The following is a 25,001-nucleotide window of genomic DNA, read 5'->3' on the forward strand; positions in this document are numbered from 1 at the left end:
CATGACGACCGAGACGGAACGCCAGCGAGATCTGCTGTCGATGCTCGTTGCCATCCAGTTCACCCTGTTCATCATCCTGATCCCGTGGGCGTGGCCGCTGCTGGCCGTTCCAGTGCTCGTGACGATTCACGTGCTGCGCGCAGAGTACCACCGGCGACTGGCCGAACACGAATCAGGCTCTACAACTGGAGCGCCCTCATCCGCGACACAGAACCTCGAGTCCGACGACGACTCACTGACAGAGCAGTAACTCGAGAACGTATCGACTGGTCACGCACACTACCCGGAGAATATCCCGTCGTATCTATAGTAACAACTGCAACTATTTTCACACTGATCGCCGATCCTGCTCGCGGTTCACTGCGTTCGCCGCTCGCTTTTCCGCGGTTCTCGCTCACTTCGTTCACTCCGAACCGCGCATCCGTCTGGCGATCAGGTGTGCATTGACTTGCAGTGGCTACTATACTCCTTGTGACCAGAGGCACTTAAAGGAAAACCGCTTCGAGACCAAAACGAGTGCAGCGTTCCCACTGGGGAACGTGAATCCAGTAGAACCCGCCTTCCTGCTATATCTTCACCTTGTGACCAGAGACACTTAAAGGAAGATAGCCACCGGCTGTCACTGCACAGCAGCGATCAGGTCGTCGACGAACGCGTTCAACCGCTCCGGGTCGGGGCCCTCGAGTGCGTGAACCGCCGGATCGATCCGTTTCGGCGGGTGTGCGAACTCGCGGCCGACCTGATCGCCGGCGACTGCGCTCCCCTCACCGCGACGCTTTCGCTCGAGGAGGTCGCGGGCGCGGTCGATCCGGTCGGCCTCGAAGACCGCCGGGGCCTGTTCGTCCAGAAACATCTCGAAGTCGATCACCGGCAACTCGTGTGCGCCATCGTCGCCCGTTGCCGTGAGATAGTACGCGGACATCGCCGCGCGGGTGATCGTGAGGTTGCGCTTGACCGTTGGCTTCGTCTGCGTTTCCGAAAACCGCTCGTCGTCAGCGGCGATGGTCATGGTCTCCTCGCCGGTTCCGTCGTCATCGCAGGCGACGAGATAGCCGTCTGCCGTGCGCTCGAGGATGGGAAAGATCTCGTCGTCGCTGCGGACCAAGTGGTCCGAGAGGTACTTCCGGTAGTTGGTCGATGCGATGGCGCGCCAGTCGTGATACAGGTCGATTGGATTGTACGCGCGCGTCATGTACGCCTCGAGGTCGGTCGGATCGAACTGCGTTCGATACTGGACGGGGCTGCGAAGGAGATCGAGTGCGCTCTCGTTCGAGTCGGCGAGCAGAGAGGCGAAGGTCCGGACGCTCAGCCCCTGTAGTTCGATCTCGCCGCGGCTGTCGTCGATGGTCTCGGTGGTGCCGCCGAGATGGGCGTACTGCCGAAGGTCGTCGGGGACGAAGACGAACCCAACGTCGTAGTCGCTGTCAGGACTCGAGCCGTTCCAGGCGCGGCTGCCGCGGGCGACGGCGAGCGGGATTGCGATTTCGTGTGCCGCCTCGAGATCCGCGAGTGTGGCGTCGATACGTTCCCGAACGGCAGTCGAAACGGATGGCATGGCGATGGCTCGAAGTGAAACGGTCAGCGAGAAAATCCTGTCGTATCTACTCCTTGTGACGAGAGTGACTTAAAGAACGGCGGGCCTCGAGTCGACTCACGCGAACAGTTTGGAGACAGCGGCCGCTGTCACGAATGCGATATCGGTAGAACCCGTCTTCCTGCTATATCTTCACCTTGTGACCAGAAGCACTTAAACGAACGCCGATCTCGGCTGGCCTGTGGGACAGCGAACCACACGACCGGTATATTAATTGATGACTCGAGACCACACAATCGTATGTTCTCTTCGGTGGGTCGATTCACGGCGCGGTCGTCTCGATGGCAGCGACACAGGGGTTCCACCCTCCGGGTCGCTCGCAGCATTTCGCACACCGTTTGGAGTGGGTGAGACGTGACGGAGAGCCAGTTCGAGCCACCCGACCACGTCGACAACTCGCTGTGGCTGCTGGTCCGCCGGTACGCCCGGCCCCACGCGCTCCGGTACGTCCTCGCGGCAATCGGAACGCTGATCGCCCAGATCCCCCAGCGGCTGCCGGCGCTCGTCATCGGCGTCGCGCTGGATGCGATCCTCCTGCAGGACACGCCGTACGCGCTCCCGTTGCTTCCCGACGGCTGGATTCCCGAGACAACGACCGGTCAGGTCCAGTTCACTATCGGGTTGCTCGTCGCGGCCTACGTCCTCGACGGGACGATGACCTGGCTCGCCGGCCGACTCGAGGGGACGGCGCGGCTGCAGACGCTCCACGAGATTCGAGTCGACGCCTTCGATGCGGTCGTGGGCCACGAACGGTCGTTCTTCGACCGCCACCAGACTGGCGACGTCATGAGCGTCCTGAACAACGACGTCTCGAACATGAACCGCTTCGGGAGCAACGCCTACGAGGGAATCAGGCTCTCGGCGCAGATCCTCGTCGCCTTCGCGTTCATGCTCACGATCCACGTCCCGCTGGCCGCGCTACTGGCGCTCATGCCGCTGCTGCTGATCGGGCTCTGTCAGTGGTACACGACCCGCGTCGGGCCCCGCTACGAGCGAGTCCGCGAGAGCGTCGGCCGGGTGAACTCGCGACTCGAGGACAGTATCGAGGGCATCGCGACGGTCAAAGCCTTCGCGCGCGAGGACGCGGAACGGGATCGGCTCGAATCCGCCTCGCGGTCGTACCTCGATCGCAACTGGTCGGTGATCCGGCTGCGGCTTGTCTTCAGTCTCGCGAGCTGGGTGATCGTCTCGGGCGCGTTCATCGGCCTGTTCTCCCTCGGCGCGTATCTCGTCCTCGAGGGGACGCCAGCGTGGTTCGGCGGCTCGCTGACCGCCGGCGCGCTGTTGACGTTCCTGATGTACAGCCAGTCGTTCTACGCGCCGATCCGCCAGCTGATGCTCGACGTGCTGGACAGCTACGAGGATGCGCTGGCCTCGAGCAAGCGAATCACCTCGGTACTGGAAGGCGACCACCCCGACCGGAACGAGGGCCGGGAACTGACGGTCCTCGAGGGTCGCCTCGAGTACGAGGACGTCTCTTTCACCTACGAGGGGGCCGACGAGGAGACGCTAACCGACGTGAGTTTCGCGGCCGAGCCGGGATCGCTCGTCGGCGTCGTCGGTCCGACGGGTGCGGGAAAGTCGACGCTGACGAAGCTGCTCTTCCGGTTCTACGAGCCGGACCGTGGCGCGATCCGAATCGACGGCACCGACATCAGCGATGTCTCCCGCCGGAGCTTGCGCGAGCACCTCGGCTACGTCTCGCAGGACCCGTTCCTCTTCTACGGGACGGTGCGGGAGAACATCGTTTACGGAGTCCGTGAGTTCGACACTCGGGCTGACGCACCAGAGATCGACCACGCAGACGTCGTCGCCGCCGCGAAACTCGCGGGTGCCCACGAGTTCATCACCGACCTCGAGGATGGGTACGACACCCAGGTCGGCGAGCGCGGTGCAAGCCTCTCGGGCGGCCAGCGCCAGCGAATCGCCATCGCGCGGGCGCTGCTGAAAGACCCCGACGTCCTCGTGCTGGACGAGGCGACGAGTCACGTCGACAACGAGACCGAACGCCAGATCCAGCGAAGTATCGACGCGACGGCGGGCGAACAGACGACAATCGCGATTGCCCATCGACTGTCGACGGTTCGCAACGCCGACCAGATCCTCGTCGTCGACGACGGCGAGATCGTCGAGCGCGGCACCCACGACGAACTCGTCGAACAGGACGGCCTCTACGCCGATCTCTGGCGGGTACAGGTTGGCGACCTCGAGGCCGTCTCAGAGGCGTTCCTCGAGCGTGCCCGTGCCCGCTTTGGTGAGTCTGCGCAGCGGCGTGTCACAGAGGAAATCGAGACGACTGAGGAGGTGTCGCGATGAGCGACGACCCCGGCCGCGAGGGTGAAGGCGAAATCGCGGCCGCCGCCGACGAACGGTGGCCGCTGGTCGCCCTGTTGCGCGAACACGGTCGGGGCGACCTGAAGTGGCTCGGCCTCGGCAGCGCCACCTCTGCCGGCTCACAGTTTCTCTCGAACATCGACATGCTGATCATCGGGCTGGCGTTCGACGCGATGTTCAACGACGAGCCCTACGCGCTGTTCCTGGTGCCCGACGCCTGGATTCCGGCCGACCCGGCCGGACAGCTCCTGTTTACGGTCGCGCTGCTGGCAGGAATAAAGGTGATTGACATGGGCCTGGCCATCTTCTCGCTGTGGGCGCTGTTCCTGTTCGGCCAGCGAACCATCCACCGCATCCGAGTCGCCGTCTACGATGACGTCCAGCGCCTGGACGCCGGCTTCTTCGACGACCAGCGGACTGGCGAGGTGATGAGCGTGCTCAACAACGACGTCAACTCGCTAGAAGAGTCGCTGACGCAGGGGCCGAACCTCGCGGTCTTCGCGACGACGACCGTCGTCAGTTCACTGCTGTACATGCTGATCCTGAACTGGCAGTTAGCGCTGCTCTCGCTGGGGTTCGTCCCGATCATCGCCGTCGTCAACTGGTGGTTTAGTCGGCAACACGAGCAGCGCAACGACGAGGTCCGCGAGGAGACCGGCGTCGTCAACGCCCTGCTGGAGACGAACGTCAGCGGCGTCTCGACGGTCAAAGCCTTCGGTGGGGAGCGATACGAGACCGGCCGCGTCAGAGACGCTTCCGACGCCCAGCGAGAGGCCTCCTGGTACGCCCACGTGGTCGGCGTCCTCCACCAGCCGTCGATGCGGCTGCTCGCCGGCGCGGCGTTCGTCCTCACCCTGTTCGTCGGCACCGAGTGGGTCCTCGACGAGCGGTTCTGGCTCTTCGCCGGCACGATCACGGCCGGCGAACTCATTCCGTTTCTCTACTACACGCAGCAACTCGCGCAGCCGATGCGGTTTCTCGCCTGGGTGACCGGCCTCTACAAGGCCGGAAAGGCCGCCGCAAAGCGCGTCCTCGGGCTTCGGCGACTCTCCCCGCCGCGCGAGGACGGCGACCACGTCCTCGAGAATCCGCGTGGTGCGGTCGAATTCGACGACGTCACGTTCGGGTACGACGCCGACGAGGACACCGACCCGGTCATCCGAGACGTGTCCGTCGATGTCGAACCCGGCGAGACGGTCGGGCTGGTCGGCCACACGGGCGCAGGCAAATCGACGCTGCTGAAGCTCTTGCTGGCGTACTACGAGCCTGACGAAGGGCGAATTACGGTCGACGGTCACGACCTGCAGGACGTTTCGCGGTCGTCCTTACGCCAGTCGATTGGGTACGTGCGACAGGACCCGTTCCTGTTTTCGGGGACGGTGCGGGAGAACATCGCCTACGGGCTGGATGATCCCGCAGACGGCGACAGCACGGTCACCGACGACGAAATCGTGGCCGCCGCTCGAGAGGCAGGTGCCCACGCGTTCATCACGGAACTGGACGACGGCTACGACACCGAGGTCGGCCAGCGTGGCACTCGACTCTCGGGCGGCCAGCGCCAGCGCATCGCCCTGGCCCGCGTGTTGCTGACTGACCCCGCGATGTTCGTCTTCGACGAGGCGACCAGCCACGTCGACAACCGGACCGAAGTCCTGATTCAGCGGAGTCTCGACCGACTCACGGCCGAGAAGACGACGTTCGTCGTCGCCCACCGGCTCTCGACGGTGCGAAACGCAGATCGGATTCTCGTTCTCGACGACGGCGAGATCGGCGAACGCGGCACGCACGACGAACTGCTCGAGCGCGATGGAACCTACGCCGACCTCTGGAAGGTACAGGTTGGCGAACTCGAGGCCGACTGACGGCGAGCACTCGGACGAATAGCGCAGTCGCTCGAGAAAAGTGAAGACGTAATAGAACCGGTCTTCCTACTATATCTCTACCTTGTGACCAGAAGCACTTAAATGATGAGCGGAATCCGCCCTCGAGGAACGGAGTCACGCTCTCGAGTGGGGGCGCAAACGCAGCGCTGTCGAGTGCAGGTCGCGGAGAATGTCCGTCGTATCTACTCCTTGTGACGAGAGGTACTTAAAGGGAGTACGCAGGGAAGGGATAGTAGCCACTGCAGGTCAATGGCCACCTGATCGCAGACGAGTCGACGATCAGTGTGTGAATAGTCGCAGTTGGTATTATAGAGACGACTGAAACGCACCACAATGCTCTCGCTCTGAGCAAAAATGCCGTAGAATCCGTCTTCCTGTTATATCTTCACCTTGTGACCAGAGACACTTAAAGGAAGGTCGGGAGTGCAACGAACGACAGCGAGCGAGGTCGCCAACACAGTCGCTACTCGGAAAGAGAGACGCAGTAGAACCGGCGTTTTCCCGTCACAGCTTCACCTTGTGACCAGAGGCACTTAAACAACGACGAGAGATTGAACAGTCCTCGAGTGCGGAGCGACTCGTCTCGACTAGTGGACAACGACGGGCGTATCGCTCGAGGCGAGACCCCAACCCGCAGTGACCACGGGCGAAATTGTGTGTTCCGAAAGGCCTAATCGGACGCTGTCCTGAGTATCGCCAATGAGTCATCAGCTTCCGGACGTGCAGGCAACGTCGCCCGACGTGACCGTTGGCCTGAGTCAGGTCGGCGTGACCGGCGTCGAAAAGCTCGTCAAGATCGCCCGCGAGGACGACCGCCCAATCGTCCTCACTGCCGAATTCGAGGTCTTCGTCGACCTCCCCGCGTGGCGCAAAGGCGCGGACATGAGCCGCAACATGGAGGTCATCGACGAAATCCTCGAGGATGCGACCCGCGAGGAAGCCTACCGCGTCGAGGACGTCTGTGGCGACGCCGCCGAACGGCTCCTCGAGAAACACGACTACACTTCCACGGCGAAGGTCTCGATGGAGGCAGAGTTCATGCGCCGCGAGAAAACGCCCGCGAGCGACCGCGAGACCCAGCACACCGTCGATATCATCGCCTCCGCGACAGCGACCGACGAAGGCACGCGCGAGGAGATTGGCGCGGAAGTGACGGGGATGACCGTCTGTCCGTGCTCGCAGGGAATGTCAGCTGCGCGCGCGAAACAGACGCTCGAGGATCTGGGCGTCGAGGAGGAGACGATCACCGAGTTCTTAGACGAAGTCCCACAGCCGGGTCACTCCCAGCGCGGGCACGCGACGCTGACGGTCGAAGCAAGCGGTGATCCCGAGGTCGATCTGAACGACGTCATCGACATCGCGCGGGATTCGATGAGCGCGCGGATTTACAACCTCGCAAAGCGCCCGGACGAGGATCACATGACCTTCGATGCGCACTCGGACGCGAAGTTCGTCGAGGACTGTGTCCGCGCACTGGCTGACGGCGTCGTCGATGAGTTCGACCACCTCGCAGATGATGCGGTCATTACGATGAAACAGTCCAACGACGAGTCGATCCACCAGCACAATGCCCACGCAGAGCGTATCGTCGAGATGGAGACGCTGCGCGAGGAAGTCAACGGCGGCAACGACGGCGAGTAACGGCGCTCAAAACTGCAACGGCTCAGCCTCTTCCCACCGCGGGACGAACTCCTGATTGACGCTCGCGGCGAACTCCGGATCTTTCAGGTCGATCATGCCGAAGGCCTCGCCCGAAGAAAGCGGATTCGGTACCTGAATACAGATCTCGAGATCGTCGAGGATGTTGAACGAGCCCGTTACGTCGTCGTTCGTCCGCACGTCGAAATCGTCCCGCGCCTGCAGCGTCTCGCGATATCGCCGCCCCACCTTCTCCGAGAGCGAGGCAACCATCTCGCGCGTCATCAACACGTCAACGGACACGCCGCGGTCGAGTGCGTCCTCGAGTTGTGCCAGTACCTCTTCGCTGACGGCCTGCATGTCCCGTTCGGGGACCGGATCGGCAGCGACCATCACGATGTGGTTGTCCGCGGCTGCCAGTCGCTCGAGCAAGAGATCGGTCGTCTCCTCGGGGCCGACGGCGGCGGTCCAGAACTGGTCCTCGACGGGATCGGCCGCGTCGAGTTCGTCCGAGAGGTCGTCGACGATTGACTCGTACTGGTCGGCCTTTTCGTCGAGTTCGCGTTTCTTGTCCTCGAGCAGCCGATCCAGCGCGGTCGATGGCTCAACCGCGACGTACTTTTTCGGACGGCTCGCGGTCTGACTCCGCACGAGATTGTACTGTTCGATGCTGTTGAGCACGTCGTAGATCCGACCCATCGGCACGTCGCTCGCTCGCGACAACTCCTTGGCCGTTGTTGGCCCCGTACTCAACAGTGCACGATACGCTCGAGCCTCGTACTCCGAGAGCCCGAGGTCCCTAAGACTCGCCATAGTCCAAGCAACCGACTGGAGAAACATAAACGCTGTGGTGGTTTGCCCGAAAACGCAATCGGCGTCGTTCAGGCCTGTGTGCGCTCGAGCACAGCCTGGACGCGTTCGCTCAACTCAGCTGGAGTTTCAGCGAGGGCGGACTGGTCGTCGCCGCGTTCGACGCGGGCCGTACCGGCCTCGAGCGCGCTCGCGTTCGGGACGACGACTTTCTCGTGATCGGCCATCCGAAGCGCCGCGCGGTGGAGGTCCGAACCAGGCTGGTCGGCGACAGCAATCGTGAGCGGTCCCTCGAGGAGCCTCGAGACAGCCGTCGCGTAGTGGGCGATCTGGACGCCGAAACGGTCGCTTGCACCAGCGAACGCGGAAAGCGTCTCGCGGGCGTAATTGCGGTATCGCTCGGCGTCGATGTCGACACCGCCAACGTCCGCGTCCGCGAGTGCCGCGAGATCGATCAGCGCGTCCGCGAACGCGACGTTCGCATCGAGCGGCCGAAGTGGGCGCTCGAGCAAGCCTGCGCCGGTGCGAGGACCGTCGACGAACGAGTCGCCGTCGTGGAGTCGCTCGAGTGTCGCCTCGGCGACTGCGACGGCATCCTCGAGAACGCTTGGCTCGAGGACGCTTCCGGCCGTCGTGAGCGCGGCGAGCGTGCGGGCCTGCGTGATCAGCAGCGGCGTCGGCTCGCTGTCGTCGGTCGCAGTCTCGTACTGGTGAGCCACAACGCCGTCCGCGAGCAGGTCCTCGCGGAGGACGGCGAGTGCGCGTTCGGCGTAGCGACGAGCGCGTTCGTCGTCGGTGTAGGCGGAGTACGTGAGCAGGCCCTCGATTGCGAGCGCGTTCGGCCCGGCGAAGACGCCCGCATCGACCGGCGGGTCGTCGACGGCCGCGCGCTCGGTTGCGTCGATGCTGTGGGCAGCAGGCTGGCCGGGTGCCTGACTGTTCGCGAAGGCATCGATCTCGTCGTTCCAGAGCGTTGTCGTCAGATAGTCGATTGTCCGCTCGGCTGGCTCGCGGTACTCGTCGCTGCCCGTATGGAGGTAGGCGTTGGCGAACGCTCGGACAAGTGCCGCGTTCGAATCGAGCAGTTTTTCGTGTTGGACATTCGACCAGTCTCGCTCGCCGGCGAAGCGATAGAAGCCGCCGTCGTAGGCATCCAGCAGGTTCGCACCGACCGCGTCGAACGAGCGCAGCGCCATCTCGCGGTCGCGTTTCAGCGCGAACTCGAGGGCGTCCGGCAGCGGAAACTTCGGCTCGGTGCCCCAGCCACCGGCAGTCTCGTCGTAGGTTTCGGTCAATTGGCCGAGCATGGCGGCCTCGATATCGGACGTGAGTTCGCCCGCGGGCGGGTTGTCTTCGCGCAGCGGCCGTGGCACGCTGGCCGCGTCGTCGCCTTTCGTCTCCCACATCGTCCGGACGCTCTCGAGCACCTGGCGCATCCCATCTTCGCCGAGATAGCCCGCACCCGTCAGAACGGTCCCGTCGGGCGCGAGAAACACCGTCGACGGAAAGCCGCCCATGTTGTACCGATCACGCACGCGCGGGTGGCGGTCGACGTCGACGCGAACCGGGACGAAGCTATCGTTGATATTCGCCGCGATCCGGGGCTCGGCGTAGGTTTCTGCATCCATTTCGTGACAGTGATCACACCACGTCGCCGTCAGCGAGAGCAACACGGGGATCTCAGCCTCCGCAGCCTCCGCGAAGGCGTCTTCTCCCCACTCGCGCCACTCGACGCGCGTCCCATCGTCTCGTACCATACCGGAGCGAGGGCAGTCGCGGGCGTAAGCCCTTCGCTCGCGGACGAGGCCAGCCGACTCGAGGATGCGACGCTGGTGTTTTTGGTAGTCTGGTTCGTACATCGTCCCATGCAAATCGTCACGACGCTTCCTTCGGCGACCGAGATCGTCGCCGCGCTCGGGTGCGATCCGGTCGGCGTCTCTCACGGCTGTGACTTCCCGCCCAGAGCCACGTCGATCCCGTCGATCACGCACTCGCGAATCGACGCCGACGCCTCGAGCGGCGAGATCGACGACCAAGTCCTCGAGACGACGGCTGAAAGCGACGACACCGGCGTCTACGACATCGATACGGCCACGCTCGAGGCGCTCGAGCCGGACCTGATCGTCACGCAGGGGATGTGTGACGTCTGTGCGGTCGACGAGGTGATCGTCGCGGACGCGGTCGACGAGATAGACGCGGACCCCGACGTGCTGACGACGGACCCACACAGCATGGCGGACGTCCTCGACGACATCGAGCGCATCGGCCGGGCAGCAGACCGTGAGGACCGCGCCCGTGAACTCCGGGCTGACCTCGAGGCGCGCATTGACCGGATTCGAGAGCGAACACGGGCCGCGGACCTCTCGAGTGCGGACCGCCCGCGAGTCACAGTTTTCGACTGGACCGACCCCGTCATGCTCGCGGGCCACTGGACGAACGAACTCGTCGAGTGGGCCGGCGGCGAGTACGGCCTGGGCGCACGCGGCGAACGGTCGCGCCCGCGCGAGTGGGACGAGATTCTCGAGTACGACCCTGAATGCATCGTCGTCGGCCCCTGCGGGTTCGACCTCGGACAGACTGCAGCGAACCGTTCAGACCTGACCGGCCGCGACGGCTGGGCGGACCTGACGGCGGTCCAGGAGGGCCGCGTCTGGGCGATGGACGGCAATCACTACTTGAACCGACCCGGCCCACGGCTGGTCGACACCCTCGAGACGCTGGCCCCGATCATCCAACCGGACCTGTTCGACCAGTCGGTGACGCCCGCGAGTGAGGGCCGAATGGCCGTTCCATTCAGCGACCTCGAGACGCACGCCTCGGGCGACGGGGAGACTCGAGTAGAGACTAGGCCGTGACGCCAGCGCCGGACGATAGCACGCGAGCGGACGCGACTGCACCTGTGGACGAACAGCCAGTGCTCGTCATCCCAACCGATGTTCGAGAGGCAATCCTCGAGCGCGCTCGAGACGGCTCCCCCGCCGAAATCTGCGGGATTCTGGGCGGCGAGTTCACTCCCGACGAGAGTCGCGTTTGCTCACAGTATCCCGCCGAAAACGTCGCCGACAGCCCGCGAACGCGTTATCGAATCGACCCCGAGGAGCAACTCGAGGTGTTCGAGCGACTCGAGGGTCGCGGCGAGCAGATCGTCGGCTTCTATCACACCCATCCTCGTGGTCCGGATCGGCCGAGCGAGACGGACGCCCGACAGGCGACCTGGCCCGACCGCTCGTATCTAATCATCTCGCTCGAGCCACCTGCGGTGAGGTCGTGGCGGTGGCGAGCCGGAGACGGACGCGACGAGTCGCCGGCGTCCACCGGCGGTCAGTTTGAACGCGAGCAGGTCGTCCTCGAGTGACTCCCAGAAGAGCGCCACCGCATCGTGAGTATAATTATGTCGGGCGAGAAAGGTAAACACAATATGGGGGTCGATCTGCGGGAGTTCGTTGCGGAGGATCTGTGGCTACTGATCGGACTCGTAACGTTCGTGTTGATCAGTCTCGCCGGCGTCGTCGGCCTCGAGATGCTTGCGGGAGTACTCGCGATCATCGGCTGGTTCCTCCTGGTCCCGATTTTCCTCTTCTGGGGCGAGGAAGCCGCTGCGCTCATGTTTGATGAGGACACGGCCATTGGCACAAAAGCGACAGACGGAGACCGTGACCACGACCGCGATGCATTCGAGGAACTCAAACACCAGTACGCCAGCGGGACGATCAGCGAAGCCGAGTTCGAACACCGACTGGACCGTCTGCTCGAGGCCGACGATGCGTTCGAGGACGGGACGCGGCCAGACCGGTCGAGGACGAGCCGGAACAACCGGACGGAACCGAGAGACGACAGACAACGGCGCGAGCGAGAGCGGGACCGAGAGTTCGAGTAGCAGTCCGCTCGAGCGCACCACTCGGAGTCGATTCTATTGGGCGTCGTCTGCAGCGGACTCGAGGTCGGCCGCGCGCTGGCGTGCCTTCGCGGCCCGCTCGCGGAACTCGTCCATCTCGTCTTGCAGTTTCTTCCCGACGAGATATTTGAAATCGTCTGGCATCAGCCCGCGCTGTACGTCGATTGTGACCATCACGTCGCAGTCGTCGACGATTTCGGGCGCCCACTTGCCCTGGGCAAGTTTCGACTCGTCGGTGACGACCGCCTCGCCGTCCTCGATATCGATAAATGCCGTCACGATGTTCCAGATGTTCGGGTTGCTTGTCGTCGCCTCGTCGAACAGCCCCTCGAGTCGTGACTCTCGAACTGACTCATCGCGAAGTTCGACGACCAGCTCCTCGAGTGCGTCGACGGTTTCCTCGTATTCGGCGGCCTCCGCACGCAGGTCGGCGGGATCGGGGTCTGGATCGCCGCCGGAATCCGGCTGTGGGGTCATGTCGTGACGGTAGCCGCTTTAGGACCGTAAACGTACGCTTCCGCGTCGGTGGGTTGTGGGGAGACGGGGTTGTCAGTCGTCCGCGCGCGAGGCCCGCTCGAGGACGGCAGGCACCCACCCCTGATTCGGGTCGTCCGTCTCGGCCATCCAGTCGACGAGTCGCTCGCGTATCTCGGCGCGAACGTCGCCGTACTCAGGGTGGTCGATCAGGTTGGTGAGTTCCGCGGGGTCGCGCTCGAGGTCGTACAATTCGTCGATATCGGGGCCGTTGTAGACGTACTTGTACCGGTCCGTCCGAACCATTCGCTGCGTGTAGAGGCCGAACTCGTCGCCGTGATACTCGGAGAACGTCGAGTCGGGCCACGCTTCGGGAACGGCACCACCACCCTCGAGCAACGGGACAAGGCTCCGAGCATCGAACGCGTCCGGCACTGGAACATCGCCAATCTCGAGGAAGGTAGCTGCGAGGTCGTGCAAGTGAACCGGTGCCGTGCAGACCGAACCCGGCTCGGTGACGCCGGGCCAGCGAACCTGCAGCGGGATGCGGTACGTGTCGTCGTACATCAACGGCCCCTTGTTGAACTGGCGGTGGTTTCCCACGAAATCGCCGTGGTCCGACGCGTGGACGACGGCCGTCTCCTCGTCGAGACCGTGCGCCTCGAGTGCGTCGAGAACCCGCTCGAATTGGTCGTCGATCAGCGTCACAAACCCCCAGTACTTCGCGGTCGCGTCGGCCCAGTGGTCCCACTCGAGGCCGTCTGCGCCCCGGTAGTACAGATAATTCTCGTGGACCTGCGGTTTGCCCGCGTAGGTTTCGGCGTAGCTCGCGGGCGGGTCGATCTCGTCTGGGTCGTACATCGAGGCGTAGGGCTCGGGGACGACGTAGGGGTGGTGCGGGCCGTAGAAATCCGCGCGGTGGAAGAAGGGGTCGGTTTGGTCGCCCGCCGCGTGGGCCTCGATTGCGTCGATAGTCCGCTCGGCGAGGAACCAGGCTCGCGTCTCCTCGACGTCGACCGGCGTCGTCGCGGCGACGAACGTCCCCTCGCTGCCGTCTCGAGGGTCATCACCGGTGTACAGTTCGTCCTCGAGGTCGACGTCGCCGACTGGGACACCGCGCTCCCGGCGGTACTCGCGAAACGCATCGTCGATATCGTCGTGGTGGACGTCGCTGCCGCCGAGGTACGAGAAGCCAAAGTCTTCGGGCGTCTGATCGCGGCCCACGTGCCACTTGCCCGTGTAGCTGAGTTCGTAGCCAACATCAGCCAGTAGTTCGGAGAACGTCTCCAAGTCAGCCGGCAGATTCGGCTGAATCGCATCCGCCTCGTGGCTGTTGTTGAGCATCCCGTGTCCGTGGGGATACCGGCCGGTCATGAGCGAGGCACGCGCGCTCGTACAGATACTGATCGGCGTGACGGCGTGGTCGAAACGCATCCCCTCACTCGAGAGGCGATCCATCGTCTCGGTCTCGACGGGTGGCCCATCGGACGCGGTGCAGTCGTAGCGCTCCTGATCCGTGAGGACGAACAGGACGTTCGGTCGGGTGTCGTCAGCCATCGGCCGTCGTACACCGCCTGCGTAATTAACGCTGGGCCCGGAGGCTGAATCGGCGACGAGACGGAAAGTGTACTCGACCCAATAGCTACAAGTGATCGAGCGCTATCAGTTGGAACATGGCATCCAGGCGGGCAACTGGCACTCTCATCGTTGCGATCTCGTCGTTCGGGCTCGGGTTTGCGTTGCACCCGTTCGTCGAGAATCTCAGTATCAGCCTCATGTTCTTCGGGCTGTTCGTCGGCGCACCGCTGTTTTACTTTCTGTACCCCACTGTTGTCGGCGAATCCAGCGATCAATCCGAAACGAAATCGGACACTGACCACGCTGACCCGCTCGAAACACTCAAACACGAGTACGCAGCCGGTCGACTCACTGAGTCCGAATTCGAGCACAAACTCCAACGACTCGTCGACCTCGAGGACGAAGCCCCAGAGCGTCACGCTCACAATCCGAACCTCAATCGAGAACGGTAGACAGCCTACTCGAAGTCCGAAATCGTCGGGCGCTCGAGGTCGCCGGGGAATTCCTCAACCGGAACCTGCGTCTGGTCACCGGATTCCATGTTTTTGATCGTTACCTCGTCATTTTCCAGATCCTGCTCGCCGGCGATGACGACAGTCTCGGCGTTGATCGAGTCGGCGTAGTTGAGTTGCGCACCGAAAGATCGGCCGGCAACGTCGGTTTCGACGACGTGGCCGCGCTCACGGAGGTCGCGTGAGATCCGTGCCGCCTCGGGACGAGTATCACCGATCTGAAGCACGTAGTAGTCCGTCGAGACTTCTTCCTCGGGCCAGACGCCGGCGCGCTGACAGAGTAGCGACAGCGTCGCGTGGCCGGGTGCAACGCCGACCGCGGGTGTCGGCTGGCCGCCGAAGCTCTCGATGAGGTCGTCGTAGCGGCCGCCGCCGAAGATCGACCGCGAGACCTCGCCAGTCGAATCGAAGCACTCGAAGACGACGCCCGTGTAGTAATCCAGCCCGCGGGCCGTCTCGAGCGAGATCGTACAGTGCTCGCGCGCGCCGAAGTCTTCGGCTGCCTCGAGGACGTTCTGGAGGTTCGAAACGGCGTCGTCGACCCGTTCGGAGTCCGCAAATGCAGCGACGTCCTCCAAGTCACCGCCTGCGATGAGATCGTCAAACTCGGCGGCCTGATCGTAGGTCAGCCCGGCCTCGACGAGTGCGTCGTGATACTCCGGCGTCGAGAGTTTGTCAGATTTGTCGACCGCGCGGATCGCCTCGTCGATCTCGAGGTCGGCGTCGTAGCTCTCGAGGACGCCGCCCAGAATGTCGCGGTGGGAGATACGGAACTCGAAGTGCTCGTCGGTGAGTCCGAGGTTCGTCAGTGCGTCGCCAGCCCACGCCAGAATCTCGGCGTCGGCTTCGGGGTCGCTCGAGCCGAAGATGTCGACGTTCGTCTGGTAAAACTCGCGCTGTCGGCCCTGCTGGACCTGCTCGTAGCGCCAGAACGGTCGCGTCGAGACCCACTTGATCGGCTTCGAGAGCTCCTGTTGTTTGGCGACAACCATCCGCGCGACGGTCGGCGTGAGTTCGGGCGTCAGCGTGACGTGGCGGCCACCCTGATCCTCGAAAGAGTACAGTTCGTCGACGATATCGTCGCCGCTCTTGTCCGTCCACAGCTCCGCGCGCTCAAGCGCCGGCGTGCCTATCTCGCGAAAGCCATACCGCTGAGCGGTGTCCTCGAGCGTGTCGATGGTGTCCCGACGCGCGGTCATCTCGCCGGGGTAGAAGTCACGAAAGCCCTTGATCCGGTCGTACATGACCATCCGTTCGAGAACGCCGAACTTCTATCCTTTCGTTTCGCCGCTCGAGCGAAGGTCTCAACAAACGCTACTGCACGTCGGTGACGTACGTCTGCTCGTGATCCGGAAAGTAGTCCCGAATCGCCTCGTGGCCGTCTTCAGCGGCTATAATCGCTCGCAACTCCCCCTCGTAATCGGCGCGGTTGATCTCCTCGCTGGGTCCGACAGTGACCTCGAGTTGGGCGTCGACGAGTCGGTCGACCGCGCCGCGGCCAAAGCCCGACAGCGGCGAGATGTAGTCGATCCCGTGGCGATCCTCGAGACTCTGGGCCTGTGCGCGCGAGACAGTCGGCACGCGGTCGTCCCGGCGCGTGCCGTCGGCAATTGCGTCGAACCCTGACGCGGCGAGTTGCTCGAGGGCGTGCTCGTGGACGTGTTGGACGCCGTTTCGCGGGAAGCCATCCTCGCGGATACGGGCGACAGCCTCGTGGGCGACATCGGAATCGAGCTCCAGCTGTTCGAACGGGAACTCGAGCGCGTCGGCCGTTTGCTCGGCGTGTTCCCAGTCGTCGGTGATCTCGAAGGTAGCCGTGACCAGCGTCACGTCGTAAAACTCCTCGAGAAGCAACGCGGCGAGCGTGGAGTCCTTACCGGCACTGTAGAGCAGTCCGAGCTCCATTACCGGCGCTGGATATCGAAGCTCTTGGAATCGGGCTTCAGCTCTTGGAGCAGCTGTTTCATCTTCTCGTCGTCAATTTTGCCCTGCAGACGGCCGCTGCGGGCGAGTGTCACGACCTGGCGTTCGACCTGCTCGCCGAACTGGGGCTTGCTCATTTTGACCGTGTTGAGACGTTTGCGCGCCTCGTCGGTCAGGTGCTGGCGCAGAACGGCATTTTTCTGGGCTTCGGCCTGCTGCTGGGCAGCCTCCTGTGCCTCGCCGCTTTGGCCCTCGGTGCGGTCCTGCAGTTCCTCCATCTTCTGCTCGCGAAGTTCCTCGAGTCGCTCGTCGTCTTGGCGTTCACTCATGGGTATCACTTCTGGTGCAGTAAGGAAAATGATTACGGACGATGCCCGTTACGGGGAAGGGCAGTCGCTCCTGGTGAGATAAACAGAGAGCTGCGCGTAAGGCTTACGCGTAGCGCTCGAGTTCCGGACGGTCGAGATCCTCGAGAACAGAGCCGGCAGTGTCATCAAGCAGACTGCGGCCGTCAGCGGTAATGCGTCGGCCTTCACCCTCGGCGGTTTCGACGAGGTCTTCTTCTTCGAGTTGCTGGAGGATCGTTCGGATCAGGTTGCGCGAGCCGTCGACACGTTTGTCGGGGGCGACGCGGTAGCGGTTCGAACCCGGCTTGCCGCCGCCGTACTCGGTTGCGAGTCGTTTGACACCGACAGGGCCGCGGTCGGCGACCTTGCGCAGAAGACTTGCCGCACGAACTGCCCAGAAGTCTTCCTGTTCTGGTGGCAGTTCGCGGTCGACGCCAGCCTTTGCAAACTGCGCCCAGTCGGGTTCATCGAGTCGTTCCTCGAGGTCCTCGGCGAGCGCTTCGATAAGCGCATCCGCCGGAACGTCGTACATCGTAGCCATTGGGGTTTGGTTTCCGTCGGCCGCATTTAAGGCCATCGTATCGCCTGCGTCAGCGACGGCCGTCCCGGACCGCTTTTCGTCCTCGAGTCAGAACGTGGCGTATGGACGAACGCGGGGCACTGGCGCTGCTTGCGGACGAACTCGAGCCTGTTGGTGACGATGCAGCCGTGGTCGACAATCTCGTGATAACGACGGATATGCTCCACGAGCGGACGGATTTTCCACCTGGAACGACTCGCTACACCGCGGGCTGGCGGGCTGTCGGCGCGTCGCTGTCGGACGTAGCTGCAATGGGAGCCGACGCGCAGGCGGCGGTTGCAGCCTACGCCGTCCCCGAATTCGACCGCGAGGAACTGCTTGCGTTCGTGCGCGGTGCAAGCGACGTCTGCGAGGCTGTCGGCGCGGAGTACGTCGGCGGCGACCTCGACGGCCACGAGGAGTTTACCGTCTCGACGACGGCTATCGGCCGGACGGACAACCCGGTCCCGCGCAGCGGCGCGAGCGCCGGCGAAATTGTCTGCGTGACGGGTACGCTCGGGCGAAGTGCCGCCGGCCTCGAGTTATTCGAGCGCGCGAGCGACGAAGCCGACGAACAGGCAGCGGCCCGACTCCGCGAGCGCGCGAACGACCTTTTTCGATTCGAGCCACGAGTCGACGCCGGGCGCACGCTTGCGACCGAGGCGACCGCAATGATGGACTCGAGCGATGGCCTCGCCCGCTCGCTCCACCAGCTTTCGGAGGCCAGCAACTGCGGGTTCGAGATCGACTCGGCGACGGTGCCGGTCGACGACGCCCTCGTCGAACTCGCCGCGGACGACGCCGACGCCCTCGAGCGCGCGACGACCTTCGGCGAGGACTTCGAACTGGTCGCGACGCTTCCTGAAGACGCACTCGAGGAAGTACAGGCGGCAGTCGACGTCCCTGTGACGCCACTCGGCTCAGTGACGGCCGCCGAATCGGGCGTGAAAATGGACGGAAACGCACTCGAGGATCGCGGCTTTACGCACTGATCGAGAAACGCGTTACTGAATAATCTCGATTGGGACTGGCATAAAGCAGAGCACGCCGAGGACGAAGGTTACGAGTCCGAGGAGGAATCGGCCAGCGCCGAGTCGCTCATCTTGAACGGGCTGTGCCGGGCCGACAGAGGCGAGGACGGCGGTGAAGATGCCCCAGAGACCCCAGATGAACACTGAGTCTACGCTGTGGCCACCAACGTAGTAGAGGTACGCACCCAGACCGAAGAGCGCGCCCGGGACAAGGGCGGCGATCAGTTGCTGAGAGCGGCCAGCCATCGCTCGCAAAATGTGTCCACCGTCGAGCTGACCGACCGGGATCAGATTCAAGAATGTGATGAACATCCCAACCCAGCCGCCGATAACGACCGGGTTCACCGCCATCGTGGGATCGTCGCGATACAACGGCTGGTCGAACGCCGCTGCAAGCCCCTCGAGCAACGGTGGATAACCGAGTTGAATCTGTATCGCACCGGGGTCCTGGATGACCGAGTCAGGTGCGGTCACTGGCGGCAGATGAAGGCCGACGATTGTCACTCCAACCGTCGCGATGAGGCCCGCGAGTGGCCCAGCGACACCGATATCGAACAGCGCCTTTCGGCTTGGCATTCGACCGTTCATTTTGATGACCGCGCCCATCGTCCCGATCAGCGTCGGCACCGGGATGAAATAAGGCAATGAGGCGTCGACGTCGTGATAACGACTCAGCACGTAGTGACCCATCTCGTGAACCCCGAGAACGCCCAAAATGGCGACCGTAAACGGCCACGCACGCCACATTTCTTCGGGATTCGCAATCGGGTCGATATGGTACCACATCGAGCCAGCAAACAGCGTCGAGAGGACTGTCAGCCCAAACAACAGGAGATTCGTCCATGGAATCCCGTCGATCCCAACGTTCGTCGGTTCCGCGACGAGGACGAACGACCCCTCGCGCGTCGTCAACTCGAGATCGTACCCTTCTTTGTGAAACACCGGCCAGAGCTCGCGGATGGCCTGTTCCGGTTGTTGTAACGGCTCGCCGTAGTAACAGAGTCGCTCATCCTCGATTCGCGTCTCGTAGACGGCAAACACCGACTCGATGCGCTCGAGTGGCGGCCCGACCTCGAGGTCTCGAGTGCCGGGACGCGGTGGTGCGAATTCGGACGGCTCGCCGTCATCCATTACCCGTGGTTCACTATTGGGACGTATAAATCGCCTGTGGTCAGTTCCACAGACGAAGACAGCAAGAGGGGACCGTGATCGATGGCGCGATCACGAACAGGGCGGGTGTGCCGGATGGCGTCTGTAACGCGTCGGCACGGTGTGCGTGTGTGTCTGCGATGGCGCAGTGTCGTGTGTTGTGCAGTGTGTGAGTGCACAACGGTTGGTGTGTGTCGTGTGTGCGTGTGACCGTCAGCGGGGGTCAGGGGGTCAATTTAGGGAGTGGTTTGTGCGGGGGAGCGAACAACCACGAACTGTTAGGCTGGCTCAACACGCCAGGTGGTTGCGCTCGTGTACGACCACTTCTCGATCTCGAGTTCGGTGGCCGACTCGGAGAGTTTGACCATGAGCGCACCGATTTCTTTCGGGGACATACCGACTTCGTCCGCGATGAACTTGCCTTTGAAGTACAGTTCGCCTTCTTCAGCGCGGTCGCGAAGGTACTGTTTGAGGCGGCGTTCCTTGGTTTCCGTGGAGGGTTGTGCTGTGGTGCTCATCGACATCTCCTGCTTGTCGGGACAATATGTTATAAAGGAAGGTTACTTCGGGAAATTTCGATTGCCTTCAGAAATCCAGCCGGTAATAGACGTTTTATCTTCAGTTACAATTCATTTTATAACGGCTTCAGATTGCTCGAGAATTTTTAAAGCCGGTTCTAACGTATTATCTCCGGTCAGTCACTCTCGAGGGATAATGTATCGTGAAATAGAGACGTTCATTCATTGCTTGAAACCTGTGGCTAAATATTTTCTGCTATGGCCGGTCATGAACCCAGAACTCATCGTCAACCGTCACCTCTTTTTTGAACAGCGGCACCTCGTCTTTGAGCCGATTGATGCCGTCTTCGACCGCCCGAAACGCCTCCTCGCGGTGGCCAGCGAGCACGACGACGAAAACGATGTCCTCGCCGTCTTTGATGACGCCCGTTCGATGCGCGAGTTCAACCTCGAGGACGCCCTCGCGGGCCTCGAGTTCGGTTTCAATCGTCTGCATGCGCTCGTCGGCGACGCCGTCGTACTTCTCGAACTCGAGGTACTCCGTGCGCGCGTCGTCGTCGCTGTCTTTCGCCCGGACGCGGCCGGTGAAAGTCGCAATTGCGCCCGAGCGCGCCGCTCGCGGGGAGCGTTTAACGCGGGCAACGAGTGACTCGAGCGTGTGATAGGGATCGGTGGCCTCGAGGGCAGCGACGAGGTCGTCGTCAACGTCGACAGGCCCGTCGACGCGGGCGAGTACTGCCCCGTCTGCGTCGGCGGTTTCCGCGGCGTCACCGACGAGAATCGACGGATAGCGCAGATTCGAGAGTCCGACGACGAGTGCGTACTCACAGTCCGGTGCTAGATTATCGAGGGCGTCCTGTACCGAAAGGCCGGTCCCGGTCGCTGTCCAGTCCCCATCAGCGCCGAGGTCGTACGTAACGTCGCCGCCGATGGGACCGGCCTCGTGGACCGCTGTGCCATCGGCAATCGTCGCATCGTATCTGATAACGCCGACGCGGCCCGACTGCGCGAGAACGTCGACAACGCGGTCGACAACCTGCTCGAGTGTGTCCTCGCGTGCCCCACGGCTACAGATTCCGAGTACGTGCATAGTCTGAATATGGGTGTGTTGGGGTTTGTAGCTGTCGGCGAGGAGCCGTTTTGCAGTTTTGGTGGCGAAGACACGAAGCGATGTACAGCTATATCTCGAGTCGGGAAAAACGGCCCCATTATGCACTCTTCGCGCTATCCGTCTGTCTCACTCCACAACGTCGCCGCACTCGAGACTGCCCCATGGGCTGACGACGGACAGCAACTCCTTAGGCTGCCGAGTAACGTCCGCGAGCAACTGAACGTCTCTGCGCGCACTCGAGCGCGCCATCCAGCTGGCTGTGAACTTCGATTCGTCCCGTCTCGAGACGAGTGTTCGATTACGGTCACGCTATCAGCGGCGACCGGAACACGAGTGCTGCCGTACTGGGGGCCGTTCCAGTCAACCGAGTCGATTCCGGTCGGCCCGGAGCCGACGACCGCCACGTTCGCGGTTCCCGACCGGGTTCGCCGCCTCGAGACCGAGTCGATCTCGAGTGCGTTCGATCCGCGGGTGTGTCGGCTGCGGTTCGATCCCGAATCGCCGATAGCGATCCACGCGGTGACTGGCGACTGTCGCCCGCCGCGTGCGGGCGAGTTGCCCGCCCGGCGCTATCTCGCCTACGGAACCTCGATTACGGCGGGTTACGGCTCACAGCCACACTGCTCCTACGTCGCACAGGCCGCACGCCACCTCGCACTCGACCCGATCAATCTCGGGCTGGCGGGGGCCGCGTTTTGCGAGCCCGCGATAGCCGACTACCTCGCCGCGCGCGAGGACTGGGACGTTGCCACGCTCTCGCTGTCGGTAAACATGGCCAATCGCGGCTTCACACAAGAACAGTTCCGCGAGCGCGCCGACAATCTGGTCGAAACCGTCGCCAACGCTCACCCAGAAACGCCAATCGCCTGCATCACTCTATTTCCGTACCACGCAGACCACGTCCGCGGTGACGACCGCGACCGCGCAGCGGCGTTTCGCCAGCATCTCCGCGATATCGTCGCCGAAACCGACCACGACGAGCTGGTCTTGCTCGAGGGGCCGGACCTCCTCGAGCCGACGGGGCTGACGACCGATCTGTTGCACCCGGGCGATGAGGGACTCATCGACATCGGGCGTGCCCTTGCAGGCGAACTGGATGGGATTCTCGAGTGAAGGCTCGAGACGAATGCGCGGGTGCGTGCACCCTGTGGGCCAGTCGCGCTCGCTCGCCAGTTGGCAACCCTTAAGATAGCAACCCGGTTACTCCGGGGTAGTATGAAAGTGGTCGTCTCTATCGGTGGCAGCGTGCTCGTGCCCGAGCCGAGTGGCGCGCGGGTGGCCGAACACGCTGACGTTATCGAGGAACTGGTCGCGGATGGCTGTCGCGTCGGTGCCGTCGTTGGGGGCGGCGGCGTCGCACGCGAGTACATCAGCGCCGCACGCGATCTCGGCGCGAACGAGATCGAACTCGACCAGTTGGGCATCGACGTGACGCGACTGAACGCCCGACTGCTCATCGCCGCCCTCGGCGAGGACGCCGTCACCGCGCCGGCGACGACCTACGACGAGGCCGGTGAAGCACTCCGCCGAAGCGATATTTCGGTCATGGGCGGTGTCGCGCCGGCCCAGACGACCGACGCCGTCGGTGCCGCACTCGCAGAGTACGTCGACGCCGACTTGCTCGTCTACGCGACGAGCGTTCCCGGCGTCTACAGCGACGATCCCAACGAAACTGACGACGCGACGAAGTACGACCGCCTCGCGGCGAACGACCTCGTCGACGTGATTGCCGGCCTCGAGATGAACGCGGGAGCCTCCGCCCCCGTCGACTTGCTGGCCGCCAAAATCATCGAGCGCTCGGGAATGCGTACAATCGTCCTCGACGGCACTGACCCCGACCGAATCGCTCGAGCGGTTCGCTACGGCGACCACGACGGCACGGACGTGATTCCGGACGGCGTCGGCGAAGAACCGACCTACTGGGCGAGCCACGAAGACGACCAATGAGCGCGGACGAGCCAGACACCGAGGTCCCCGAGGTGCCGGACGAATACAGCCCGTATACGCTCCAACACGACGACGGCGACGAACAACACGCCTTCTGGGCGGATACGGTCGCAGATCAGATCGAAGCGCGCGACCCCGACGAGCCAATCGTCGTCAAAGGCGGCATCTCCCCGTCCGGCGTTCCCCACTTGGGCAACGTCAACGAGATCATGCGCGGCTACTTTGTCGCCGAAGTGCTTCGCGAGCGCGGCCACGAGGTCCGCCAGGTCTTTACCGCCGACGACCGCGACCCGCTGCGCGGACTGCCCCGCACTCTCTGTGATCTCGAGGGCAATCTCGTCGATCTGGGCGATGTCGATGCGGGCGCGCTCGGGCGCAACCTCGGCTCGCCGTACACCGACATTCCGGATCCCTTCGGCTGCTGTGACTCCTACGGCGACCACTTCTCGACGATCATCGCGGACAGTGCCGACGCTGTCGACGTGCCAATCGAACTGCTCTCGAACACGGAACTGTACGAATCGTGCGCCCTCGAGGAGGTTACCCGATCCGTCCTCGAGAATCGCAAGCGCGCACGCGAAGTCCTCTCGAAGTATCAGGACACCGTCGACGCTGACGGCGAGTACGTGCCGTTCAACCCGATCTGCGAGGAGTGTGGGAAGGTTACGGAGACGGTCACGAGCGTCGACCTCGAGAGCGAACCCGCGACGGTCGACTACGAGTGTACTGACATGGACGCCGGCGACCAGACGATCAGCGGCTGTGGCCACGAGGGCACCGCGACGCTACGCGAGGGAAAACTTCCGTGGCGCTTCGAGTGGCCCGCCCAGTGGCAGGAACTCGGCGTCGACTTCGAGCCCTTCGGCAAGGACCACGCCGAAGGCTCCTGGCCGAGCGGGCAAGACATCGCCCGCAACGTCTTCGAGAACGAGCCACCCGTCCCGATGGTCTACGAGTGGTTCACCCTCGATGGCGAGCCCTTCTCCTCGTCGGCCGGCAACGTCATCCTCGTCTCGGACGTCCTCGAGTTGTTAGAGCCCGAGGTTCTGCGATACTTCTTCGCGAAAGACCCCTCGAAGGCACGGGATTTCAGCATCGAACGCCTCGATCAACTGGTCGACGAGTTCGACCGCCTCGAGTCGATCTACTTCGACGAGATCGAGGGCAGTGAGGACGAACAGGCGTTCGCGGAGCGTGTCTACCCATTCGTGGTGGATGAACCGCGTGCAGAGCGGATTCGACTCCCCTACACCTTTGCCGCCGTGCTGGGCATGACCGACGACCCGGATCTGCGCGAAGAAATCGCCCGGCGCGAGGGTCACATTCCTGAGGGCGCCCCCGAATGGGCGGTTGAAGGTGCGCTCGAGCGGGTCGAACAGGCCAGAAACTGGGCTCGTCGGACCGAAAACGAGTTCGACTACGAACTCAAGCGCTCCGAGATTCCGGATCACGACTTCGACGAGGCAACCGAAGCCGCACTCGCAGACCTCGCGGACTTCATCGAGGCTGGCAACGACGCCGAGGAGATTCAAGGCGAGATCTACGAGGCAGCCAGACGTCACGACGTCGACGTCGGCGATTTCTTCAGCGCCGGCTACCGGCTCTTTTTCGACGAAGAGCAAGGGCCGAAACTCGGCCCGTTCCTCGCGAAAGTCGACCAGTCGTTCGTCGTCGGACGGCTTCGGCGCGAACAGTAGA

24 protein-coding genes are annotated in these 25,001 nt (G+C 63.3%); 12 read left to right on the top strand and 12 right to left on the bottom strand.

Going from position 1 to position 25,001, the window contains the following annotated elements; genetic code table 11:
• Position 1: 1 nt before the first annotated feature.
• The gene (locus B2G88_RS11055; RefSeq protein ID WP_087714789.1) at positions 2–250 is read left to right on the top strand and encodes a hypothetical protein; all 249 of its coding nucleotides are present in this window, start codon (positions 2–4) and stop codon (positions 248–250) included.
• Positions 251–619: 369 nt separating this feature from the next.
• On the opposite strand, the gene B2G88_RS11060 is transcribed toward B2G88_RS11055, so the two are convergent.
• Positions 620–1,555 (bottom strand): nucleotidyltransferase domain-containing protein, encoded by a 936-nt coding sequence (locus tag B2G88_RS11060; RefSeq protein ID WP_054862451.1) that lies wholly within the window; start codon positions 1,553–1,555, stop codon positions 620–622.
• Between the two features lie 393 nt (positions 1,556–1,948).
• On the opposite strand from B2G88_RS11060, the gene B2G88_RS11065 reads away from it, so the two are divergent.
• The 3 genes from B2G88_RS11065 (at position 1,949) to mptA (ending at position 7,452) form a co-directional block, all read left to right on the top strand.
• A complete protein-coding gene (locus B2G88_RS11065) occupies positions 1,949–3,910 on the top strand; it encodes an ABC transporter ATP-binding protein (protein ID WP_054862452.1) in 1,962 nt (653 codons plus the stop codon).
• Complete coding sequence (locus B2G88_RS11070; protein WP_054862453.1) at positions 3,907–5,790, top strand: ABC transporter ATP-binding protein; 1,884 nt, start codon at positions 3,907–3,909, stop codon at positions 5,788–5,790. The genes B2G88_RS11065 and B2G88_RS11070 overlap by 4 nt, the downstream gene beginning before the upstream one ends.
• A 720-nt stretch (positions 5,791–6,510) precedes the next feature.
• Positions 6,511–7,452 (top strand): GTP cyclohydrolase MptA, encoded by a 942-nt coding sequence (gene mptA / locus B2G88_RS11075; protein ID WP_087714790.1) that lies wholly within the window; start codon positions 6,511–6,513, stop codon positions 7,450–7,452.
• Between the two features lie 6 nt (positions 7,453–7,458).
• Here mptA and B2G88_RS11080 read toward each other — a convergent pair whose 3' ends face one another.
• Complete coding sequence (locus tag B2G88_RS11080; RefSeq protein WP_087714791.1) at positions 7,459–8,262, bottom strand: TrmB family transcriptional regulator; 804 nt, start codon at positions 8,260–8,262, stop codon at positions 7,459–7,461.
• A 68-nt stretch (positions 8,263–8,330) separates the two neighbouring features.
• Positions 8,331–10,016, bottom strand: a complete 1,686-nt coding sequence (locus B2G88_RS11085; RefSeq protein WP_054862454.1) for a DUF255 domain-containing protein — start codon at positions 10,014–10,016, stop codon at positions 8,331–8,333.
• Between the two features lie 108 nt (positions 10,017–10,124).
• Between B2G88_RS11085 and B2G88_RS11090 the strand changes: the two genes are divergently transcribed.
• The 3 genes from B2G88_RS11090 to B2G88_RS11100 all read left to right on the top strand — a co-directional run bounded on the left by B2G88_RS11090 (position 10,125) and on the right by B2G88_RS11100 (position 12,136).
• Positions 10,125–11,114, top strand: coding sequence for a cobalamin-binding protein (locus tag B2G88_RS11090; RefSeq protein WP_054862455.1), 990 nt, complete (start codon positions 10,125–10,127; stop codon positions 11,112–11,114).
• Between the two features lie 59 nt (positions 11,115–11,173).
• The gene (locus tag B2G88_RS11095) at positions 11,174–11,614 is read left to right on the top strand and encodes a desampylase (protein ID WP_087714961.1); all 441 of its coding nucleotides are present in this window, start codon (positions 11,174–11,176) and stop codon (positions 11,612–11,614) included.
• Positions 11,615–11,677: 63 nt separating this feature from the next.
• Complete coding sequence (locus B2G88_RS11100) at positions 11,678–12,136, top strand: SHOCT domain-containing protein (RefSeq protein WP_054862496.1); 459 nt, start codon at positions 11,678–11,680, stop codon at positions 12,134–12,136.
• Between the two features lie 33 nt (positions 12,137–12,169).
• Here the strand turns inward: B2G88_RS11100 and B2G88_RS11105 are convergent, their stop codons facing one another.
• Positions 12,170–12,631 carry a hypothetical protein gene (locus B2G88_RS11105; protein ID WP_054862456.1) on the bottom strand — a complete coding sequence of 154 codons (462 nt, stop codon included), beginning with the start codon at positions 12,629–12,631 and terminating at the stop codon, positions 12,170–12,172.
• A 72-nt stretch (positions 12,632–12,703) separates the two neighbouring features.
• Entirely contained in the window at positions 12,704–14,185 is a 1,482-nt protein-coding gene (locus B2G88_RS11110) for a sulfatase-like hydrolase/transferase (protein WP_087714792.1), read from the bottom strand.
• Between the two features lie 116 nt (positions 14,186–14,301).
• On the opposite strand from B2G88_RS11110, the gene B2G88_RS11115 reads away from it, so the two are divergent.
• Complete coding sequence (locus B2G88_RS11115; protein ID WP_054862457.1) at positions 14,302–14,658, top strand: SHOCT domain-containing protein; 357 nt, start codon at positions 14,302–14,304, stop codon at positions 14,656–14,658.
• Positions 14,659–14,663: 5 nt separating this feature from the next.
• Here the strand turns inward: B2G88_RS11115 and hisS are convergent, their stop codons facing one another.
• The 4 genes from hisS to B2G88_RS11135 all read right to left on the bottom strand — a co-directional run bounded on the left by hisS (position 14,664) and on the right by B2G88_RS11135 (position 17,529).
• Complete coding sequence (hisS, locus tag B2G88_RS11120) at positions 14,664–15,962, bottom strand: histidine--tRNA ligase (RefSeq protein WP_087714962.1); 1,299 nt, start codon at positions 15,960–15,962, stop codon at positions 14,664–14,666.
• Positions 15,963–16,032: 70 nt separating this feature from the next.
• Positions 16,033–16,623, bottom strand: a complete 591-nt coding sequence (locus B2G88_RS11125) for a DUF7411 family protein (RefSeq protein WP_054862458.1) — start codon at positions 16,621–16,623, stop codon at positions 16,033–16,035.
• Positions 16,623–16,970 (bottom strand): DNA-binding protein, encoded by a 348-nt coding sequence (locus B2G88_RS11130; RefSeq protein WP_087714793.1) that lies wholly within the window; start codon positions 16,968–16,970, stop codon positions 16,623–16,625. Before B2G88_RS11130 ends, B2G88_RS11125 begins: the two co-directional genes overlap by 1 nt.
• 103 nt (positions 16,971–17,073) lie before the next feature.
• Positions 17,074–17,529, bottom strand: coding sequence for a 30S ribosomal protein S19e (locus B2G88_RS11135; RefSeq protein ID WP_054862459.1), 456 nt, complete (start codon positions 17,527–17,529; stop codon positions 17,074–17,076).
• Positions 17,530–17,630: 101 nt separating this feature from the next.
• Here B2G88_RS11135 and thiL point away from each other — a divergent pair, with 101 nt between their 5' ends.
• Positions 17,631–18,539, top strand: coding sequence for a thiamine-phosphate kinase (thiL, locus tag B2G88_RS11140; protein ID WP_087714794.1), 909 nt, complete (start codon positions 17,631–17,633; stop codon positions 18,537–18,539).
• A gap of 12 nt (positions 18,540–18,551) precedes the next feature.
• Here thiL and B2G88_RS11145 read toward each other — a convergent pair whose 3' ends face one another.
• The 3 genes from B2G88_RS11145 to B2G88_RS11155 form a co-directional block, all read right to left on the bottom strand.
• Entirely contained in the window at positions 18,552–19,709 is a 1,158-nt protein-coding gene (locus B2G88_RS11145) for a site-2 protease family protein (RefSeq protein WP_054862460.1), read from the bottom strand.
• A 296-nt stretch (positions 19,710–20,005) separates the two neighbouring features.
• Positions 20,006–20,251, bottom strand: coding sequence for a DUF7123 family protein (locus B2G88_RS11150; protein ID WP_054862461.1), 246 nt, complete (start codon positions 20,249–20,251; stop codon positions 20,006–20,008).
• A 250-nt stretch (positions 20,252–20,501) separates the two neighbouring features.
• The gene (locus B2G88_RS11155) at positions 20,502–21,335 is read right to left on the bottom strand and encodes a molybdopterin synthase (RefSeq protein ID WP_054862462.1); all 834 of its coding nucleotides are present in this window, start codon (positions 21,333–21,335) and stop codon (positions 20,502–20,504) included.
• Positions 21,336–21,455: 120 nt separating this feature from the next.
• Here B2G88_RS11155 and B2G88_RS11160 point away from each other — a divergent pair, with 120 nt between their 5' ends.
• From B2G88_RS11160 to lysS, 3 genes are all read left to right on the top strand, one after another.
• Complete coding sequence (locus B2G88_RS11160) at positions 21,456–22,469, top strand: GDSL-type esterase/lipase family protein (protein ID WP_087714795.1); 1,014 nt, start codon at positions 21,456–21,458, stop codon at positions 22,467–22,469.
• A gap of 102 nt (positions 22,470–22,571) precedes the next feature.
• Positions 22,572–23,303: a UMP kinase gene (pyrH, locus tag B2G88_RS11165; RefSeq protein WP_087714796.1), complete on the top strand. Its 732-nt coding sequence runs from the start codon at positions 22,572–22,574 to the stop codon at positions 23,301–23,303.
• Positions 23,300–25,000 carry a lysine--tRNA ligase gene (lysS, locus tag B2G88_RS11170; protein ID WP_087714797.1) on the top strand — a complete coding sequence of 567 codons (1,701 nt, stop codon included), beginning with the start codon at positions 23,300–23,302 and terminating at the stop codon, positions 24,998–25,000. Before pyrH ends, lysS begins: the two co-directional genes overlap by 4 nt.
• Position 25,001 lies beyond the last annotated feature (1 nt).

Origin of the sequence: Natronolimnobius baerhuensis, assembly GCF_002177135.1 — an archaeon.
In the GTDB taxonomy this organism is placed as follows: Archaea; Halobacteriota; Halobacteria; order Halobacteriales; family Natrialbaceae; genus Natronolimnobius; species Natronolimnobius baerhuensis.

Bases quoted from the DNA above. Each gene is read 5' to 3' on its own strand.
- B2G88_RS11055 (WP_087714789.1), top strand. From the start codon at position 2: ATGACGACCGAGACGGAACGCCAGCGAGATCTGCTGTCGATGCTCGTT.
- B2G88_RS11060 (WP_054862451.1), bottom strand. From the start codon at position 1,555: ATGCCATCCGTTTCGACTGCCGTTCGGGAACGTATCGACGCCACACTC.
- B2G88_RS11070 (WP_054862453.1), top strand. From the start codon at position 3,907: ATGAGCGACGACCCCGGCCGCGAGGGTGAAGGCGAAATCGCGGCCGCC.
- mptA (WP_087714790.1), top strand. From the start codon at position 6,511: ATGAGTCATCAGCTTCCGGACGTGCAGGCAACGTCGCCCGACGTGACC.
- B2G88_RS11080 (WP_087714791.1), bottom strand. From the start codon at position 8,262: ATGGCGAGTCTTAGGGACCTCGGGCTCTCGGAGTACGAGGCTCGAGCG.
- B2G88_RS11085 (WP_054862454.1), bottom strand. From the start codon at position 10,016: ATGGTACGAGACGATGGGACGCGCGTCGAGTGGCGCGAGTGGGGAGAA.
- B2G88_RS11090 (WP_054862455.1), top strand. From the start codon at position 10,125: ATGCAAATCGTCACGACGCTTCCTTCGGCGACCGAGATCGTCGCCGCG.
- B2G88_RS11100 (WP_054862496.1), top strand. From the start codon at position 11,678: ATGGGGGTCGATCTGCGGGAGTTCGTTGCGGAGGATCTGTGGCTACTG.
- B2G88_RS11105 (WP_054862456.1), bottom strand. From the start codon at position 12,631: ATGACCCCACAGCCGGATTCCGGCGGCGATCCAGACCCCGATCCCGCC.
- B2G88_RS11110 (WP_087714792.1), bottom strand. From the start codon at position 14,185: ATGGCTGACGACACCCGACCGAACGTCCTGTTCGTCCTCACGGATCAG.
- B2G88_RS11115 (WP_054862457.1), top strand. From the start codon at position 14,302: ATGGCATCCAGGCGGGCAACTGGCACTCTCATCGTTGCGATCTCGTCG.
- hisS (WP_087714962.1), bottom strand. From the start codon at position 15,962: ATGTACGACCGGATCAAGGGCTTTCGTGACTTCTACCCCGGCGAGATG.
- B2G88_RS11125 (WP_054862458.1), bottom strand. From the start codon at position 16,623: ATGGAGCTCGGACTGCTCTACAGTGCCGGTAAGGACTCCACGCTCGCC.
- B2G88_RS11130 (WP_087714793.1), bottom strand. From the start codon at position 16,970: ATGAGTGAACGCCAAGACGACGAGCGACTCGAGGAACTTCGCGAGCAG.
- B2G88_RS11135 (WP_054862459.1), bottom strand. From the start codon at position 17,529: ATGGCTACGATGTACGACGTTCCGGCGGATGCGCTTATCGAAGCGCTC.
- thiL (WP_087714794.1), top strand. From the start codon at position 17,631: ATGGACGAACGCGGGGCACTGGCGCTGCTTGCGGACGAACTCGAGCCT.
- B2G88_RS11145 (WP_054862460.1), bottom strand. From the start codon at position 19,709: ATGGATGACGGCGAGCCGTCCGAATTCGCACCACCGCGTCCCGGCACT.
- B2G88_RS11150 (WP_054862461.1), bottom strand. From the start codon at position 20,251: ATGTCGATGAGCACCACAGCACAACCCTCCACGGAAACCAAGGAACGC.
- B2G88_RS11155 (WP_054862462.1), bottom strand. From the start codon at position 21,335: ATGCACGTACTCGGAATCTGTAGCCGTGGGGCACGCGAGGACACACTC.
- B2G88_RS11160 (WP_087714795.1), top strand. From the start codon at position 21,456: ATGCACTCTTCGCGCTATCCGTCTGTCTCACTCCACAACGTCGCCGCA.
- pyrH (WP_087714796.1), top strand. From the start codon at position 22,572: ATGAAAGTGGTCGTCTCTATCGGTGGCAGCGTGCTCGTGCCCGAGCCG.
- lysS (WP_087714797.1), top strand. From the start codon at position 23,300: ATGAGCGCGGACGAGCCAGACACCGAGGTCCCCGAGGTGCCGGACGAA.